Below are 18,631 nucleotides of genomic sequence, written 5' to 3' on the forward strand. Positions count from 1 at the left end.
TTGCCCTGTTCGGCCTCTGTTTCCTGTTCATTGAATGGGAGCATCACCTATGAATGAAGTGCTGCTCATCTACGCCGCTGCATTGCTGCTGGCCTGGCCGTTGGGGCGCTACCTGGCGGCGATCTATTCGGCGACACCGACCGCGCTTGATCAGGTATTCGGACCTGTCGAGTGGGTGATCTACCGTGCCATCGGCGTCGATCCCCTTGCCCCGATGAGCTGGAAAGCATACGGCAAGGCGCTACTCAAGCTGCACCTGATCATCGCGTTGATCGCGCTCGTGATCCTGGTGCAGCAGGGGTGGCTGCCGGCGAACCCGGATGGCGTCGAGGGAATGTCTTGGGATCTGGCGTTGCATACCACGGCGTCGTTCATCACCAATACCAACCAGCAGCACTACTCGGGTCAGGCGCAACTGTCCTATTTCGCGCATCTGGTCGCCATCGTCAGTATGCAGGTGATCACACCGGCGGCCGGTATCGCGGCTCTGGTCGCTATCCTGCGCACGGCGTTCACGCAGCGCGATACAACCGCATCGACCCCGGAAGGCGCCGTATCGGTCGGAAACTTCCACGCCGATCTGGTCCGCGCCATTGTCCGGGTGATGCTGCCGGTGGCCTTCATCACCGCGCTGCTGCTCGCCTGGCAGGGTGTGCCCAACACCTTCATGGGCGCGCGGACCGTCACCCCGCTCGATAGCAGTGCCGGACTTGTCGAGCAGCGTATCCCGGTCGGCCCGGTAGCGCCCATGGTCGCGATCAAACAGCTGGGCACCAACGGCGGCGGCTGGTACGGCCCCAACAGTTCCGTGCCGCTGGAGAACCCGACGCCGGTGTCCAACTTCGTCGAGACCATCGCCATCGTACTGATCCCGATGGCCCTGGTGTTCATGGCCGGTTATCTGACCGGTCGGCGGCGATTGGCGATCCTGGTGATGGGTGTGATGCTGTCCCTGTCGGCGCTCCTGACGGGCATCAATATCTGGTCGGAGAACCAACCCAACGCCGCCTTTGCCGGCCTCGCGGCCGATGGCCCGAATCTGGAAGGCAAGGAGGTGCGCTTCGGCGCCACGGCCACGGCGCTCTGGGGCAGCTTCACCACCCAGACCTCCAACGGCTCGGTGAACGGGATGCATGACTCCTTCAACCCGCTGGGCGGCGCCGCGACGCTGATGGATATGTTCATCAACGCCACCTTCGGCGGGGTCGGCGTGGGGCTGATCAACTTCCTGCTGTTCCTGCTGCTCGCGGTGTTTCTCGGCAGCCTGATGGTGGGCCGCTCACCGGAAGTCTACGGTCGCGCGCTGGAGGCCAGGGAGATCAAACTGATCTGCATCGCGCTGCTGATTCAGCCGTTGCTCATTCTCGGCCTGACCGCTACGGCGGTGGCGATTCCGGGTCTGGCGCAGAACTCCAACCCCGGCTTCCATGGTCTGAGTCAGGTGCTCTATGAGTACACCTCCGCCTTCGCCAACAACGGATCCGGCTTCGAGGGGCTGGGTGACGATACGGTCTGGTGGAACCTCAGTTGTGCCGTGGCGCTGATCCTGGGCCGCTTCATTCCGATCCTCGCACCGCTGGCGCTGGCCGCCCACCTGGCGGGCAAGCGCGTTGCGCCCATGACCTTGGGCAGCCTGGCCGTGGAAACGCCCACCTTCGCCGTGCTGACCCTGGGCGTGATCCTGATGTTCGCGTTGCTCAGCTTCTTCCCGGTTCTGGCCCTCGGCCCGGTCGCCGAGTTCCTGTCACTGGCGAACTGATGCCTTGGAGAATGAATCATGAAACGTCAGCGCAACGCATTGAAGTTACTGGATGCCCAAACTCTGGTCCGCTTGGCGGGTGAGTCGCTGCGGCGGCTCCACCCGCGCCGGCTCGCGCACAACCCGGTGATGTTCGTGGTCGGGGTCGGTACCCTGGTGACCCTGTGGCTGACCGGCACCGATATCATCGCTGGTCGCCCCTGGGGCTTCGATCTCGCCATCACTCTGACGCTGCTGTTCACCCTGCTCTTTGCCAACGCCGCCGAGGCACTGGCGGAGGCGCAGGGCCGGGCGCAGGCCGAGAGCCTGCGCTCCACACGGAAACAGCTCGTGGCCCGGCGCGTTCGGGGGGACGATGAAGAGTCGGTGCCCGCCACCGCCCTGCGTCGCGGCGACCGGGTGCGCGTCCTGGCGGGCGAGCTGATTCCCGCCGACGGCGAGATCATCGAGGGTGCCGCCAGCATCAACGAGTCGGCGGTCACCGGCGAATCGGCGCCGGTACTGCGCGAGGCCGGCACCGACAACAGCGGCGTCAGCGCCGGCACCAAGCTGCTGACCGACAGCCTCCTGGTCGAGGTGACGGTGGAGTCTGGCCAGTCGCTGCTGGATCGCATGATCGCGCTGGTGGAGAGCGCCAAGCGGCAGAAGACGCCCAACGAGATCGCACTCACCGTGCTGCTGTCCGCGTTGACCATGGTGTTCCTGATCGTGGTGGCGACCCTGGTGCCCTTCGCCGCCTTTGTCGGCGCCGAAGTCTCGGTACCTGTACTGGTCGCGCTCCTGGTCTGCCTGATCCCCACCACCATCGGCGGGCTGCTGCCGGCCATCGGTATCGCCGGCATGGATCGCGCCATGCGGGCCAATCTGGTGGCCAAGTCGGGCAAGGCGGTGGAGGTGGCCGGCAACATCGACACCCTGCTGCTGGACAAGACCGGCACCATCACTCACGGCGACCGCCAGGCCAGCGACTTTCTGCCCTTGGCCAGGATCGCTCCTGAGCAGCTGCGCGAGGCCGCTATGCTTTCGTCACTGGCGGATCCCACGCCTGAGGGCAAATCCATCGTTGCGCTGGCGAAGAGCCGTGGGGCGACGGCCGAGGCCGACCCCAAGGCGCGCGTCCTGGCATTTTCCGCCAAGACCCGCCTCTCCGGCATCGACCAGCCCGACGGCCGTCGTATCCGCAAGGGCGCACCGGATGCCATACGCCGCTTCGTCACCGAGAATGGCGGCTCCTACCCGGATGAGACCACTGCGCTGGTGGAACGTGTGGCGCGTGGCGGCGCGACGCCGCTGGTGGTCGCGCAGGACGATCGGGTGCTCGGCGTCGTACCCCTGTCCGACATCATCAAGACCGGCATCAAGGAACGCTTCCAGCGCCTGCACGCCATGGGCATCCGCACGGTGCTGATCACCGGCGACAATCCGCTGACCGCCGCCGCCATCGCCGCCGAGGCCGGCGTGGCGGACTACATCGCCGAGGCCACGCCGGAGGATAAGCTGGAGTACATCCGGCGCGAACAGGCCCAGGGACGCCTGGTGGCCATGATGGGCGACGGCACCAACGACGCGCCCGCCCTGGCCCAGGCGGATCTGGGGCTGGCGATGAACTCCGGCACCCAGGCCGCCAAGGAGGCGGGCAACATGGTCGACCTGGATTCCGACCCGACCAAGCTGCTGGAGGTGGTGGAGATCGGCAAGCAGTTGCTGGTCACACGCGGTGCGCTGACGACCTTCTCACTGGCCAACGACGTGGCCAAATACTTCGCCATCCTCCCGGCCATTTTCGTCGCCAGCGTACCGGCCATGCAGGCGCTCGACATCATGCAGCTCAACAGCCCGGCCACGGCGGTGCTGGCGGCGGTGATCTTCAATGCCCTGGTGATCCCGGCGCTGATCCCCTTCGCCCTGCGCGGGGTGCGCCTCCGACCGGTCAGTGCCGACGCGCTGTTGCGCCGCAACCTCTTGATCTACGGTTTGGGCGGACTGGTGCTGCCGTTCCCGGCGATCAAGCTCATCGATCTTGGTCTTGGCTTGGTGATGTAGGAGGTCGTCATGAATCACACCCAATCCGTTGCCCGGACATCCCCCGCAACGCCTGTCGCACACTGGCTCCAGGCGCTACGCGGCGCCTTGGTGCTGATGGTCCTGTGTGGAGGTCTGTACCCGCTCTTTACCGTGGCGATCGGTGCCGCCCTGTTCCATGTTCAGTCGACCGGCAGTCTCATCGAACGCGACGGCCAGATGATCGGCTCGGCGCTGGTGGGGCAGCCGTTCAGTGCGCCAGGGTATTTTCACGGCCGCCCCTCGGTCGCCGGGTACGATCCATTCGCCGTGTCCGGCTCCAATCTGGCACCGAGCAATCCGACGCTGCGCGAACGGGCCTCGGTCAGCTCAAGCGCCGTTTCCGCCGCCAACGGCGTAGCACCGACGGCGATCCCCGTCGATCTCGTCGCCGCGTCCGGGTCGGGCATCGATCCGCACATCAGTCCGGCCGCCGCCGAGATCCAGATCGACCGGGTCGCCGCCGCACGCGGACGGCCGCGTTCAGAGGTCGCGGCCCTGGTGGCGGCGCGGGTGGAGCGCCCGGTGCTGGGCGTTCTGGGACAGCCGCGCGTCAATGTGCTCCAGTTGAATCTGGCACTCGACGCCCTCGGCCCAGAGGCCGGCCTAACGCCATGAACGCGACAGCGGACGACCGGCCAGATCCGCAGGCCCTGCTATCGGCCATCGAGCGCGAGCGACACGGGGCGCTCAAGATCTTCCTGGGTGCCTCCCCCGGCGTCGGCAAGACCTACAAGATGCTGGAGGCGGCGCGCGAGGCACGGCGCGAGGGCGCCGATATCATCATCGGGATCATCGAGAGCCACGGACGGCAGGAAACCGAGGCACTGTGCGAGGGGCTGGAGTCCATTCCGCTGATGCAGATGGCCTATCGCGGGGCCCAGTTCCGTGAGCTGAACCTGGATGCCATTCTCAAACGTGCGCCGGCCGTGGTGCTGATCGACGAACTGGCTCATCGCAACATTCCGGGTACCCGCCACCTGCGTCGTTACCAGGATATCGAGGAATTGCTGGAACACGGCATCGATGTCTGGACCACGGTCAATATCCAGCACCTGGAGAGTCTGAACGATGTGGTCGCGCGCATCACCGGCGTGCGCATGCGGGAGACGGTTCCGGACACCGTGCTCAGTGAGGCGCGCGACGTCGTGCTGGTGGATCTGACGCCCCGCGAGCTGATCGAGCGGCTCAAGCAGGGCAAGGTCTACATCCCCGAGCAGGCCCGCGCGGCCCTCGATGGTTTCTTCAGTCCGACGAATCTGGCGGCACTGCGCGAACTGGCCTTACAGACCGTAGCCGAGCGCATCGACCGGGATGTGCGTGAGGTCATGCGCAGCCAGGGAGTCACGGGTCCGTGGCCGGTACGGGCGCGCATCGTCGTCGCCATCGACGGCATCGGTAACGGTGAGGAACTGGTGCGTCTCGGCCGGCGTCTCGCCGAGCGTCGTCGGGCGCCATGGAGCGCGGTGTTCGTCGATCGCGGCGACACCGGCCCCGAACAGCAGGCCGGTGTCGAGCGCACCTTCGATCTGGCCGCACGCCTGGGGGGCGAAACCCTGACCCTGCGCGGCCATGATCCCGTGGAGGAGTTACTGGCCTTCGCGCGCGAACAAAATGCCACTACGCTGGTGGTGGGGCGTAGCCGGCACCGGCCCCTGGCGGGATTTTTCAGCCAGTCCTTGAGTCAACGTCTGCTGCGTTGCGGCGAAGACTTCGAGATTACGTTCGTTTCCTCACGGGTCGCCCGCGTGCGTCGGCGCCGGCACTGGTTCCGGCGACTCGAACCGATGCGTGACTATGTCTTGACGCTGGCCGTGGTGGCGGCGGCGACCGGCATCGCGGCGGTCATCGAGCCTCTGGTTCCCTTGCCCAACCTCTCGCTGGTCTTCCTGACCGCCGTGTTGCTGGTCGCGGTGCGAACGGCCATCCGCCCGGCCCTGATCGCCGCCGTCCTGAGCGCCGCCGCTTACAACTTCTTTTTCACGGAACCGCGTTTCACCTTGGCCATGCATCGGACGCACGAGCTGGCGACCGTCGGCTTTTTTCTGATCATGGGCCTGATCGGCGGCCAGTTGGCCGGGCGTCTGCGCCACCAGGTGCTCGCGCTGCGCGGTACCAACGAACAGACCCAGCGGCTACTGTCCTTGAGCCGCCGGCTGGCGACCGCCGTCGATCTCCCGACCATCCATCGCGAGTCCACCACGGCGATCGCCGAGCATCTGCACGTCCCGGTCGTCCTGCTCGCACCAGGTGACAGCGGTCGGCTGGCACAGGCAGCCGCCTCGCAGGACGAGGTGGTGCTGAATGACAAAGCCTGGTCGGCGGCACAATGGGCCTATGATCATCGGCAACCCAGCGGTTTTCAAACCCAAACCCTCTCGGCCATCGATTGGCGCTTTCTGCCGCTGGCGATCGAGCAGGAGTGCTTTGGTGTGCTCGGCGTATACCGACCAAATCCGGGCTTCCAGAGTGAACAGCTCGCCGCCATCGACGCGCTGATCACGCAGGTGACCATGGCCATGGCCCGTACCCGCCTGACCACCACTCTGGAGCAGGCCAAGGTCGCCGAAGAGACCGAGCGCTTGCGTTCGGCGCTCCTGTCATCGGTGTCCCATGATTTGCGCACCCCGCTGGCTTCGATGATCGGCGCGGCCAGCAGCTTGCGTTCTTTGGACGAGGCCCTGTCCACGGACGACAGACGCGAGCTGCTCGACTCCGTGATCAGTGAAGGCGAGCGACTCAACCGCTACATCCAGAATCTGCTCGATATGACCCGGCTCGGGCACGGCACCTTGAAACTGGAGCGGGACTGGATCGGCATCGACGACATCCTCAACTCGGCACTGCGACGTACCCGCGAGTTACTGCACCACTGTCGGCTGATCAGACACATCGAGCCGGGCCTGCCGTTGCTCTATGTTCACCCTGCATTGATCGAGCAGGCGCTGGTCAATGTCATCGAAAACGCGGCAAAATTTTCGCCCGAAGGCAGCGAAGTGCGGGTCGCAGCGATGCGCGACGACGGTGAACTGCTGATCACGGTCGCCGATGAGGGACCGGGCATTCCGGCCGATCACCGTGAAAAGGTGTTCAACATGTTCTTCACCGGCGGCGAAGGCGATCGCGGCAAGCATGGCAGCGGGTTGGGACTGGCCATCTGCAGCGGCATGATCGGCGCTCATGGTGGGCGCATCGAGGCGCTGCCGGGGCCGGGCGGCCGTGGGACCACCATCGCCACCCACCTACCGCTGATCGAGCCTCCCGACGACGATAACGAGGAACGCGCATGACTGAAGGCAACGCCTCCGCACGCCTCCTCATCATCGACGATGAGGAACAGATCCGGCGATTCCTGCGCATCAGTCTCAGGAGCCAGGGGTATCAGGTCATCGAGGCGGAGACGGCCGGCAAGGGACTCGAACTTGCGGCGACCCAGACGCCGGACTTGATCGTGCTCGACCTGGGTCTGCCCGATGCCGATGGAAAATCCGTGCTGAATGAACTGCGTCACTGGTCGACCGTGCCGGTCATGATCCTGTCTGTTCGGTCATCGGAGAGCGAAAAGGTCGCCGTGTTGGACGCGGGTGCCAACGACTATGTGACCAAGCCGTTCGGCATTCAGGAGTTCCTGGCGCGTGTGCGTGCGCTATTGCGCCTGCCTCGGGCGACTGAGCGGCCGGATGCCGGAATTTACGATGATGGCTATCTCCATATCGATCTGATCAAGCGTATTGTGTCCGTGATGGGCGAAGAGGTGCATCTCACGCGCAAGGAATTCGCCATTTTCAAGATGCTGGTCTCCAACCCCGGCCAGGTGATCACCCAGACCCAGCTACTGCGCGAAATCTGGGGACCAACGCATGCCGGCGACACCCACTATTTGCGCAACTTCATCGGTCGCATTCGCCAGAAGCTCCGCGAAGACACCGATGAACCGCGCTATCTGCGCACGGAACCCGGCGTGGGTTATCGCTTTCTCGATGGCCGAGGCGATTGAAGGGCGCCGGAGAAAGACCAAGCGCCATCGTCGGTGCCGATAAGAACCGGCTTGCTCCCCTGATCCAGCGTGGCGGACGGAGCCTCCACCGAGCGCCACGACAATGTGCGTCACCGTACAGACAAACGGTGCCGTGAAGACGATCCTGACAGCCGGGCATCGACATCTCCATCGTCGGCTCAGTGGCGTGAACTCCCAAAAAAATGCTGAATCAGGTAACGACAGATGAACACTATCTCTACAAACGCTCTTCTTCTTATCGCCATGACCTCAGTGTTGCTGCTCACGGCCTGCAGCACCGCCTCGAAGCATGAGCCGGCACCATACGTTGCCGCCCCGCAAGCCCCGATGACGCCGATGTATGAGCCAAAACCGGATCGTAATTGATCCATTAATTGTGGCCTTTGTTCGTTTCCGGTTCGCTGTGATCGGCTTCTTCGCCATACTCATCAGCCACACAGGTTCGGCGGGTACAGCCTTGATGCAGCCGATGCTCGATGACGCTCAGGGATCGGTTTCGCGGCCACTTCCACCAGAGTACGCGCTCGACCTGCGGGGGGCCGTCACGCTGCGGATCTGCTTCAACTGGTCATGCGCACGTAGACAGACCATGACCTTTACGTCCAAGGACATGGCGCGCCTGAAAAGATATCTGGCGCTGTGTCCGGGCGCGAGTCTTCACAACCGATTGCAGCGTGTGCGTATCGGCATCTGGCAGATGGAATTGCTGGCACAAACCTATCAGCCGTTGCTGGCCAACGACCTGGCCATCAACGACTCCGAGGCGGAAGTCGAGGGGCGGATGGATTGCATCGACAATGCCAGCAATACCACGACCTATCTGCATATTCTCCGGGATATCCGGGAGTTGGCCGGTTGGACGGTCTCATCGCCCACGGTGCGCCGTCTGTTCGATATCACAGCGGTCCACTGGACAGCCGTCATCCTCGATACTGAAACCGGACAGCCCTGGAGCGTCGACTCCTGGTTCCGTCCGAACGGCCATCTGCCGATGGTCATGCCCCTGTCGAGCTGGAGCGACATGAAGAAGGCTTGGGAGCCGCCCTTCGAACGGCTCAATGTCAGCCCGCGCTCGATCGACGCGCTCTGTGATACGCCGCCGCCTTAAGTTGTGTGACTCGCATCATTCAAGGATGATCAGGATCCGGCCCGCCTGGCTTCCGGCATGACATAAACGACACCGGCCGTCCCGGAGAAAAGGCGATGTATCACGTCCGTGAAGAATTCCGGCGGCACATTGATGCAGCCATAGGAAATACGGTTATCGAGCGGCGTTGGGCTGGCCAGGCGTTGCGGTCGGCGCTGTTTGGGCAGGCTGGTAATGATCGGATGCATGGAGATGGCGTTTTTGTAGTCCAGCCAGAGTATTTCCTTGCCATAGGAATTGCGGCCCATGGCCGTCAGGAAACGACCCGCCGGGGTTGTACGATCGGCGGGAGGGATACGCGACATCGGCATGTCACTGATGCCGGGGGCGACGTCATCACCTTTCCCCATACCCAGCAGCACGGGGGCCGCGCCCTTGAGTTGTCCGTCCACGCTGAAGACATAGACCTTCGCGTTGACCTTATCGACAATCGCGAACGGCATGTTGCGATGGTCTCTTGAAGCGACAACCCAATCCGCCGTCTCCCGTGTCCTGCGCGATGCGCTCTCCGACCCGAAGTCGGCCTGCCAGGTGTGCAATGGCATGGCCGTTTTTGCGTCCGTCACGAACGGAATCTCGGCCTCTTGCGTATGGTTTGCATTGAGCATCGGGTTGGGCCGATGAGCGGCATCGTCCAGCTGCATGGCCAGACGCGGGCCGCATCCGGCAGTCAATAGAACACAACACAGGCTGAGTGCCGTGCCGATCACAGGTCGATCGAGGCTCCTGTTACGAACGCGCGTCCGACGCGGGTAGCCGGTTTCCGGTCGCGCTATGTCGCCTCTTTCCAATGTCTCACCTCCGCAGATGCTCGGCGATAGGGTTGTAACACCGTTAAAGCACAGCCTTATATCCACGGATCAGCTCTCGGGAGCCGCCGCGATCCAGTCAAACATCCCACATCACGTTTTCGTGTTCGGCAGCCGCCGCCGTCAGCAGCTCGATCAGCGGCAATGCCCGATGGGCGAGGCTGACGTGCGGGCCGTCCTCGTCATCACTTGCCGATCTGCGGGTCAGATCCAGTGGGTCGTCCGGTTGCGTCTGAACCGCTGCCTTCAGACGATCCAGTGCAGCCGGCACGTCGTCGGCCATGAGGGCACCGGGCACGTTTCCGCTATGCCCCATCAGCTTGAGCAGGGCGGTGGCGACATCGCCAAACATCGTGATGCTGGCGTAGGCTTTGGTTTCGAATGTGATCAACATGGTCGCTTCAACTCCTGTCTTGATGAATACGTCACCGACGTAGCGCCAAAGGTGGCGGTCAGGCCAATGCCTCGAAACCGGCGATGACATCGAACAGTATCCTGATTCAGTTGCGGCTGGTTTGGACGAGCGACACCGGTTCCGCGATCAGGGCCTGGCGCACCTGTATCAAGCGGTTCGCTAGCCGGTCGCGGTCAGACGGGGACGCAATGCGGCGCTCGGCCGCCTCGGCGATCGCGTCGACTGTTTGTCCGATGGCCCGGCGTCTGTTGGGGCTTGGGGTCGCGCCGGCGATGGTGTGCAGCGCGCCGAGCAGCCGCAACAGGATGGCGACATTGCCTTCGGCGTTCTGCCGGATCTGGTCGAAGGCCACGCCCAGCAGGCTCTCGAAGCTCGGGCCACGGATGATCACGCGCAACGCCCCCTGATCCAGCCAATGGGGAGTCGCGATCCGGCGCGCCGCCAGTCGCGTCAGGATCGCCGCCAGATAGTCCACGCACATCACGGCGGTCGTGGTGTCGTTGATGCCGGGCGACAGAGCCTTCATGGCGACGTCGACGATCTGGCGAATGCCGAAGGCGACATCCTGCTCCACCGTGCGCTGGCGACCGATCACATAGACCGCGTTCAGCCGGACCGTCGTCGACGCGTCCAGATCACCCGGATCGATCAGTGAGATTAGGGGCGTGCCCGCGACGACGAACTCCCCAACGCCGCGCTCCATGCGCAGCAGGGTCTTCAGGCTCCGGGCCAGATCCCGCAGCGCATCGGCGTCGAGGCTCTCGATATAGCCGGTCTTACTGGCCGGGACGGCCGACCAGGGCTGCCCGGCGAGCGCGCTCGCCAGGTCGCCGCCGGTGTTCTCACGTTCAGTCTCTCCCGATGCCTCGGGAAACAGGTGATCCACGGCGGCGAGGGTCTCCAGCGCGGCCGTGGACACGATGCTCGACGCCTGGATGGAGGTCGCAATGTGATGGATGAAGTGGATCAGCACCGCGATCCCGACGAAGGCGAGCATCAGTCCGGCCCATACCGCCAGCGCTGGGACGAAGGCCTCTTCGTCACCGCCACGAATCGTCCGCAGAACCACCAGGCAGTAGGCGAAGATCCCGAGGAAGACACCGAGCACCCATTGGTTGATGCGGTCGCGCATGAAGGTGCGAATGACACGCGAGCTGTACTGGCTGGAGGTCAGCGAGAGCGCCACGAGGGTGATCGAGAACACCAGTCCGGCCACTGTGATCATCGACCCGGCGACGGTCGTGAGCAGACCGCGGGCGCCGGCCGCGCCCGCGCCGAAGAGCAGCGGCCAGCGCGCCGCCAGATGCAGATCGACGTTCATGTCCAGGGTGATCAGAAGGATGGCCAGCACCACGGCATCCACCACCAGCAGTGCCGGAACGAACCAGAAGCTCGACCGCATCGCTTGCCACCCATGCTGGAGTTTCGTGATCATGCTCGGAGATCCTTCCGTAAGGCGCCGGGTTCGTGCGTCTGCCTATGGGTGTCTCATGGGGCGGTCGCTGGTTTGGGCGCCCGCGCCTGCGTGGCGCGGCCGCGATTGACTAATGGAGTGCGCCGGCAGTTCATGCTTTGGCCCAGACGGGCAGCCAATGCACTGGAGTCGAGGGGTTATCTGGTCCGATCGTACCCTGGACCGGAGCCGCCCATCAGGCCGGGATCCATGCCGTAGCCTGGAGCCTGACCGTATCCCGGCCCGTAGCCACCCATCAGGCCGGGATGCCCCATTCCATAGCCCGGAACCTGACCGTATCCCGGCCCGTAACCGCCCATCAGGCCGGGATGTCCGATTCCATAGCCCGGACGCTGACCGTATCCCGGCCCATAGCCGCCCATCAGGCCGGGATCCATTCCATAGCCCGGTCCGTACCCGCCTTGCGGCGGTTGGGCAAAAGCGCTGACGGTCGCCAACGTTCCTATGAGAATAAGATGGGCCGCGTGCAGCGTCGTGCGAAGATTCATGCGTTTCATGGTGAAACTCCATCCGGGTTTTGTTTCGAAGCGTGTCTTCACAACGGGGCAACTGGCTCATCGGCAGTCAACCGCAATCATTGTGATACGGCCCTTATAGGCTCAGTGGCGATGGCTGTCGGTACGCTGCCGCACAGAATGGCCGGTCAGCGGCCTTGCGGATCAGCTCCTTGAGCGGTGTGGCGCGAGCTTCGACGGATTTCACCATCGGGTGATCCAGTGGAAGGCATTGCTCCTGATGGTTGGGCGTCTTGTCTCCTGAGTCATTGCAGCACCCCTATCGCAGCCTGTCGATTAGAGGCTGGACACCCACACCCCGACGCTGAGCATTGCCCCCTTCGGTCCCAGACAGAGCGGCGGGCGGTTCGATGGTCAGGGTCGATGACTCAATGCGCAACTCATGATCTTCACGCAGCCGAAGGTGCAGGACGTGTGGCCTGAGCCGTGCCGGTGCGCTGAAGCTGTAGCAGGTCCGATGCAGGATGCGATAGCGTTGCATGATCCACCTTGCAAGTTCTATTGTGGTCAGCGTGCACTGGGCCGCAGTTCTTCCGGCGCCCTGTTTTCCGTCGCCGCAAGACGAGACCGAACACCCGGCACAGTGACGCCGAACAGGAGGCGAGACTTGATTAGGACAGAGCGAATCTGATGAAAAACAACATACCGGACGCCGCCGCGATGGACACTGGCCTGTCACCCAATCGACCCGAAATGCCGGCCGGCCCGGGCGATGTCCCGGATCGTTGCGCCGATCCGGCTTCCGAGTCCGGCGTCCCGTTGCACCCGCCGCTCTTTCCGATCGTCGGTCTCGGCGCCTCGGCCGGCGGACTCGCCGCCTTCGAGGCGTTCTTTTCGGCCATCCCGCCCGATCTGAACACCGGCATGGCCTTCGTGCTGGTGCAGCATCTGGCGCCCGACCACAAGAGTCTGCTGACCGAACTGGTCAAACGCTATACCGGCATGCGGGTGCAGGAGGTCGAGGATGGCATGCAGGTCGAGCCGGACTGTATCTATATCATCCCGCCCAGTCTCGACATGGCGCTGTTCCAGGGCACGCTGCGTCTGTTGGAACCCACGGTGGCCCAGGGACGGCGGCTGTCGATCGACTTCTTCTTCCGTTCGCTGGCGCTCGATCAGCACGAACGGGCGATCGGTGTCCTGCTCTCGGGCTCCGGCAGCGACGGCACCCTGGGCGCGCGCGCCATCAAGGGCGAGGGCGGACTGGTCATGGCCCAGTCGCCCCAGACAGCGGCCTACGACGCCATGCCGCGCAGCGTCATCGCCACCGGGCTGACCGATTTCGTACTGCCGCCCGCCGAGATGCCGGCCCAGCTCATGGCCTATGTCGCCCATGCTTTCGGCAAGGGGAAGAGACTGAGCAACGCGACCGGCCGGCCCGAGGATGCTCTGAGCAAGATCTGCATCCTGCTGCGCGACCGCACCGGCCATGACTTCTCTCAGTACAAGCAGAGCACCCTGATCCGCCGCACCGAACGGCGCATGGCGCTGCACCAGATCGACCACCAGGGCGATTATGTCCGGTATCTGCAGCAAAGCCCCGGCGAACTCGATGAGCTCTTCCGCGACCTGCTGATCGGTGTCACCAGTTTCTTCCGCGACCCGGAGTCCTTCGAGGTGCTGGAGCGCGACGTCGTTCCGCGTCTGTTCGCCGGCAAACCGTCCGGCGCCCAGGTGCGGGTCTGGGTCTGCGGCTGTTCGACCGGGGAAGAGGCCTACTCCATCGCCATCCTGTTGCAAGAGCACCTCGAGACCCTGAAACAGAGTTTCCGCGTCCAGGTGTTCGCCACCGATGTCGATGCGCGCGCCATCGAGCGGGCACGGGTCGGACGCTATCCGGCCAGCATCGCCGCCGATGTTTCGGAAGAACGTCTGGCACGCTATTTTTCGCGCGATCCCGACGGCGACGGCTACCGCATTCAGAAAGGCATCCGCGATCTGCTGATCTTCTCCGAACAGGATGTGATCAAGGATCCGCCCTTCTCGCGTCTGGATCTGATCAGTTGCCGCAATCTGCTGATCTATTTCAATGGCGAGCTGCAAAAGCGCCTGATGCCGATCTTTCACTACGCACTCAATCCGGAGGGTGTGCTCTTTCTGGGCAACTCGGAGACCGTCGGCGACTCGTTCAGCCTCTTCAGTCCGCTCAACCGCAAGTGCAAGCTCTTTCTGCGGCGCGAGCATGTGTTCGGGGTGCCGGCGCCGGCCATGAGCGAGTTCCTGAGCGCGAACGTCCATGTCAGCCATCCGGCGCCGTCACCCACGCCGCGTGAGCGGCGCACGACCAAGGTCGATCTGCGCGTGCTGACCGAACAGGCTTTGTTGACGCACTACAGCCCGGTGGCCATTCTCGTCAACAGCCGTGGCGACATCCTCCATATCCTGGGCCGGACCGGTCAACTGCTGGAGCTGCCTTCGGGTGACACGGCCACCAATATCCTGAGCATGGCCCGCGACGGTCTTGCCCGCCCGCTCGCCGCCGCCCTGCACCGGAGTGTGGCGCGCAAGGAAGTGGTCCAGGTTCCGGACATCCGGGTCGACACCCAGGGTGACGGCGTTCGCGTCGATCTGACCGTGCGTCCGTTGCGGCCGGATCCGTCCGACAACCATCAGTCGACGAGCCTCTATCTGGTGGTGTTCGAATCCCCGCGCTCCCTGGCCGCGTCGGAACATCTCAGCGAGGGAGAGGAGCCCCAGCCTGAGTCAGAGCGCGATCGGCGCATCGCCGATCTGGAACTGGAACTGCGTGCCAAGGAGGAATATCTCCAGACCACGCTGGAGGAAATGGAAACCGCTAACGAAGAGCTGAAATCGACCAACGAGGAGATGCAGTCGGTCAATGAAGAGCTGCAATCGACCAACGAGGAACTGGAGACCTCGAAAGAAGAGCTGCAATCGGTCAACGAGGAACTGGCGACCGTCAATGTCGAGCTACAGAACAAGGTCGTCGATCTCTCGCGTGCCAACAACGACATGAACAATCTGCTCGCCGGCACCGGCGTGGCCACGCTCTTCGTCGACCATCACCTGCGCATCACCCGTTTTACGCCCACGGCCACCCATCTCATCAAGCTCATCCAGACCGACATCGGGCGCTCGGTGGGGGACATCGTTTCCAACCTGGTCAACTATACTGATCTCGTGGAGGACACGCTGGCCGTGCTCAAGACCCTGGTTCCGCGCGAGCAAGAGGTGCAAACGCAACAGGGCGACTGGTATCTGATGCGCATCGGCCCCTATCGCACCCTGGAGAACGTCATCGAGGGTGCGGTGATCACCTTTGTCGATATCTCCGGTCGTAAACACATGGAAGACGCGCTGCGTTCGGCACGAGCCATGGCCGAGGCGATCGTGGATACGGTGCGCGAGCCCCTGCTGGTGCTGAGCGAGGCCTGGCGGGTGGTATCGGCCAACCGGGCCTTCTACTGCTGTTTCCAGGTCAGTCCGTCCGAAATATTGAATCAGCCGCTGTTCGAGCTGGGCGATGGTCAATGGGACATTCCGGCACTGCGCCGGCTCCTGCTCGAGATCCAGTCGACCGGCGCCTCCTTCGAAGACTACGAAGTCAGCCATGACTTTACCGGCAGCGGGGTGCGCACCATGCGGCTCAACGCCCGCCGGATCGATCCGGGCGACGATCGTGGCGGTCTGATCCTGCTGGCCATTGAGGATCTCGGGGCATATCACGTCGAAGCGAATACGGCAAGCGCTTGAAACACATCGGAGTCCAGGTCACAGGGGAGCGACATGAGCGAACTGCCGAATGATGGAACCGGCCCGAGCGAAGGGTCCGCCGCACTGGATACGGGATTGCGTGAACGCGCCGAGGAACGTTTGCGAACGCGGCTGTATGAACCCCGCGCGCGCCTGACACCCGAGGCGGCCGAGCGGTTGATCCATGAGCTGCGCGTGCATCAGATCGAGCTGGAATTGCAGAACGAGGAACTGCACCGCACACAGGACGAGCTAGAGCTCCTGCACGCGCGCTACTTCGATCTCTACGAACTCGCGCCTGCCGGCTATCTCACGCTGAGCGAAACAGGTGTGATCCAGGAGGCCAATCTCGCGGCGGCTACTCTGCTCGGGGTCGAGCGCCGTCTCTTGACGCAGCAGCGACTGACCCGTTTCATCCATCCAGACGACCAGGACACGCATTACCAGGCACAACGCCGGCTCAGGTCCACGCGCAAGCCCCAGTCCTACGAGCTGCGTCTGCGACGCGAGCAGCCCCGGCCGGCGTGCTGGGTGTCGCTGGAGGTCTGTCTGGTGCCCGAGTCTCAGCCGCCGCCGGCTGGCTCCTGTCGCGTCATCCTGGTCGACATCACGGCGCGCAAGCGCGTCGAGCAGGCGCTGCGCGACAGCCAGGAGCGTCTGCGCCGAGTGACCGAGATCGCTGATGTGAGCTGCTGGGAGTGGGAGCCGCGCACAGATCACGTCCTGTTTCCGCCCGACTGGCACTGGCCGCCCCGCGAGGCGCAGGACATCCGCCCGACCTGTCTCGTCGACTGGTCGGATTGGCTGCACATCGAGGATCGTGTACGAATCCTGGCGCGACTGGCCGAATTCGTCGCCCATCCAACCGACGCCTGCGAGATCCAGTATCGGTTGCGGCGTGGGGATGGGCACTATGACTGGTTCCTGACCCGCCTGATGCCGATCCGCGACACCCAGGGTACCCTGGAGCGCGTGCTGCTGGTCGATCAGGACGTCACCCGCCGCAAGGAATCCGAGGAGCAGGCCATCCGGCTGGCCCAGCACGACCCGCTGACCGGCCTGCCGACGCGCGCCCTGCTCGACCAGCTCGCCCAGCACATGCTGGCCGGCACCCGCCGCGCAGGCACCCTACTGGCGGTGCTGTTTTTCGATCTGGACGGCTTCAAGTCGGTCAATGACCAGTACGGCCATGCCGTCGGCGATCAACTGCTACGGGCTGTCGCGCAGCGGCTACGCACAGCCTTCCGTGCCGAGGATCTGGTCGCCCGGCTCGGCGGGGATGAATTCGTCGTGGTGCTGGCCAATGTGCGGGATATCGAACAGGCCCGGCGCATGGCCCGTCATGCCATCGACATCCTGACACCGGCCTACAGGTTGGATGGACTGGAGCTGGAGTGCGTCTCCAGTCTGGGCGTCAGTCTTTTTCCGCGCGATGGCGACAGTATCCAGACCCTGCTGCAACAGGCCGATCTGGCGCTCTACCAGGCCAAACGCTCGAACCCAGGCGGCTATTGGTTCGCTGGCGATTCAGTCAAGCCATGACGCCCGGTCGACACAGTCATCAGCCAAAGCGCATCGAAACGCCACAATGTGTGCTGAAAAAGTGGATCGATAATGTTCGATCAGGTTTCAATACTCACGATTTACATAATTTGTAATTTTAATAGATCATAATTCCGTAAACTTTCCCCCGCTTCACGCTGGCGGTCTCTGCGTGCCCTTCCTCCAACGAGTACGGCTCAGACCTCCAGACATCCGAATTCCGAGTTGGTAAGCGCCGTCATCATCCTCGGCGTCGCGCTCCCCTGACTGTCTCTGCCGGATTTAGCTGTCTATGGCAACCATCCTAACCGCCGTGGGCTTCATGGCCACGCTCGGCCTGCTGCTCGCCCTGATGTTGGTCATCGCCAACAAACGGCTCTATGTATTCGAAGATCCCCGCATCGACCAGGTCGAGGATCTGCTGCCCAAAGCCAACTGCGGCGCCTGTGGCGAGGCCGGCTGTCGGCCCTTCGCCGAAAAGCTGGTCAAGGGCGAGATCGACCCGGCACGCTGTACCGTCAACGCCAAGTCGATGAACCAGATCATCGCCGACTTCCTGGGCGTCGAGCTGAGTGCGCGCGAGCGCTGGGTGGCGCGTCTGGCCTGCGACGGCGGCGGCAATGTCGCCTATCTGCGCGCCAACTACAGCGGACTGCCGTCCTGCCGCGCCGCCGCACTGGTTTCGGGCGGTGGGCGTGGCTGCACCTGGGGCTGTCTGGGGTTCGGAGACTGTGAGACGGTGTGCGACTTCGATGCTATTTATATGAACCGCCAGGGCATCCCGGTCGTCATCGAAGACAAATGCACCGCCTGCGGCGAGTGCGTCACCGTCTGCCCCAAGGATCTGTTCGAGCTGCATCCGGTCAGTCACCGGCTGTGGGTCGCCTGCAAGAACCTGGAGTTCGGCGATCAGGCCGAGCATCACTGCGAAGTCGCCTGCACCGCGTGCGGGCGCTGCGTCCAGGACTCACCCGAGGGTTTGATCCAGCTCCAGGACAACCTCGCGGTGATCGATTATTCCAACAATGCACTGGCCTCCAAGGTCGCGATCGAGCGCTGCCCGACCGGCGCCATCGTCTGGCTGGAGGCCGATGGAACCGTCGTCAAGGGACGTGACGCGCGCAAGGTGCTGCGCAAGGGGACAAAGGGCGCCTTGCCGGCCGTCTGAGGCTGCGCG

At 63.8% G+C, this 18,631-nt stretch carries 14 protein-coding genes; 9 read left to right on the forward strand and 5 right to left on the reverse strand.

Annotated elements, in window-relative coordinates:
- Nucleotides 1-49: 49 nt before the first annotated feature.
- The 6 genes from kdpA (at nt 50) to ALVIN_RS05755 (ending at nt 8,946) form a co-directional block, all read left to right on the forward strand.
- Nucleotides 50-1,759, forward strand: coding sequence for a potassium-transporting ATPase subunit KdpA (gene kdpA / locus ALVIN_RS05730; RefSeq protein ID WP_012970372.1), 1,710 nt, complete (start codon nt 50-52; stop codon nt 1,757-1,759).
- An 18-nt stretch (nt 1,760-1,777) separates the two neighbouring features.
- Nucleotides 1,778-3,802 (forward strand): potassium-transporting ATPase subunit KdpB, encoded by a 2,025-nt coding sequence (gene kdpB, locus ALVIN_RS05735; RefSeq protein ID WP_012970373.1) that lies wholly within the window; start codon nt 1,778-1,780, stop codon nt 3,800-3,802.
- Between the two features lie 9 nt (nt 3,803-3,811).
- Entirely contained in the window at nt 3,812-4,438 is a 627-nt protein-coding gene (kdpC, locus tag ALVIN_RS05740) for a potassium-transporting ATPase subunit KdpC (RefSeq protein WP_012970374.1), read from the forward strand.
- Nucleotides 4,435-7,110, forward strand: coding sequence for a sensor histidine kinase (locus ALVIN_RS05745; RefSeq protein WP_012970375.1), 2,676 nt, complete (start codon nt 4,435-4,437; stop codon nt 7,108-7,110). The genes kdpC and ALVIN_RS05745 overlap by 4 nt, the downstream gene beginning before the upstream one ends.
- Nucleotides 7,107-7,817: a response regulator gene (locus ALVIN_RS05750; protein ID WP_012970376.1), complete on the forward strand. Its 711-nt coding sequence runs from the start codon at nt 7,107-7,109 to the stop codon at nt 7,815-7,817. Before ALVIN_RS05745 ends, ALVIN_RS05750 begins: the two co-directional genes overlap by 4 nt.
- A 361-nt stretch (nt 7,818-8,178) precedes the next feature.
- Entirely contained in the window at nt 8,179-8,946 is a 768-nt protein-coding gene (locus ALVIN_RS05755) for a hypothetical protein (protein WP_223295272.1), read from the forward strand.
- Nucleotides 8,947-8,975: 29 nt separating this feature from the next.
- On the opposite strand, the gene ALVIN_RS05760 is transcribed toward ALVIN_RS05755, so the two are convergent.
- The 5 genes from ALVIN_RS05760 to ALVIN_RS18280 form a co-directional block, all read right to left on the reverse strand.
- Nucleotides 8,976-9,629: a hypothetical protein gene (locus ALVIN_RS05760; protein WP_012970378.1), complete on the reverse strand. Its 654-nt coding sequence runs from the start codon at nt 9,627-9,629 to the stop codon at nt 8,976-8,978.
- Nucleotides 9,630-9,873: 244 nt separating this feature from the next.
- A complete protein-coding gene (locus tag ALVIN_RS05765) occupies nt 9,874-10,188 on the reverse strand; it encodes a DUF1840 domain-containing protein (protein WP_012970379.1) in 315 nt (104 codons plus the stop codon).
- A gap of 106 nt (nt 10,189-10,294) precedes the next feature.
- Complete coding sequence (locus ALVIN_RS05770) at nt 10,295-11,644, reverse strand: DUF2254 domain-containing protein (RefSeq protein ID WP_012970380.1); 1,350 nt, start codon at nt 11,642-11,644, stop codon at nt 10,295-10,297.
- 176 nt (nt 11,645-11,820) lie between these two features.
- The gene (locus tag ALVIN_RS18205) at nt 11,821-12,180 is read right to left on the reverse strand and encodes a hypothetical protein (protein ID WP_012970381.1); all 360 of its coding nucleotides are present in this window, start codon (nt 12,178-12,180) and stop codon (nt 11,821-11,823) included.
- Nucleotides 12,181-12,457: 277 nt separating this feature from the next.
- Nucleotides 12,458-12,679 carry a transglutaminase N-terminal domain-containing protein gene (locus ALVIN_RS18280; RefSeq protein ID WP_012970382.1) on the reverse strand — a complete coding sequence of 74 codons (222 nt, stop codon included), beginning with the start codon at nt 12,677-12,679 and terminating at the stop codon, nt 12,458-12,460.
- Between the two features lie 149 nt (nt 12,680-12,828).
- Here ALVIN_RS18280 and ALVIN_RS05780 point away from each other — a divergent pair, with 149 nt between their 5' ends.
- From ALVIN_RS05780 to ALVIN_RS05790, 3 genes are all read left to right on the forward strand, one after another.
- Nucleotides 12,829-15,912: a chemotaxis protein CheB gene (locus ALVIN_RS05780; protein WP_012970383.1), complete on the forward strand. Its 3,084-nt coding sequence runs from the start codon at nt 12,829-12,831 to the stop codon at nt 15,910-15,912.
- 33 nt (nt 15,913-15,945) lie between these two features.
- Entirely contained in the window at nt 15,946-17,454 is a 1,509-nt protein-coding gene (locus tag ALVIN_RS05785) for a sensor domain-containing diguanylate cyclase (RefSeq protein WP_012970384.1), read from the forward strand.
- 292 nt (nt 17,455-17,746) lie between these two features.
- Nucleotides 17,747-18,622, forward strand: a complete 876-nt coding sequence (locus ALVIN_RS05790) for a (Fe-S)-binding protein (protein ID WP_012970385.1) — start codon at nt 17,747-17,749, stop codon at nt 18,620-18,622.
- The last annotated feature ends 9 nt before the right edge of the window (nt 18,623-18,631 follow it).

Source organism: Allochromatium vinosum DSM 180, assembly GCF_000025485.1.
Taxonomy (GTDB): domain Bacteria; phylum Pseudomonadota; class Gammaproteobacteria; order Chromatiales; family Chromatiaceae; genus Thermochromatium; species Thermochromatium vinosum.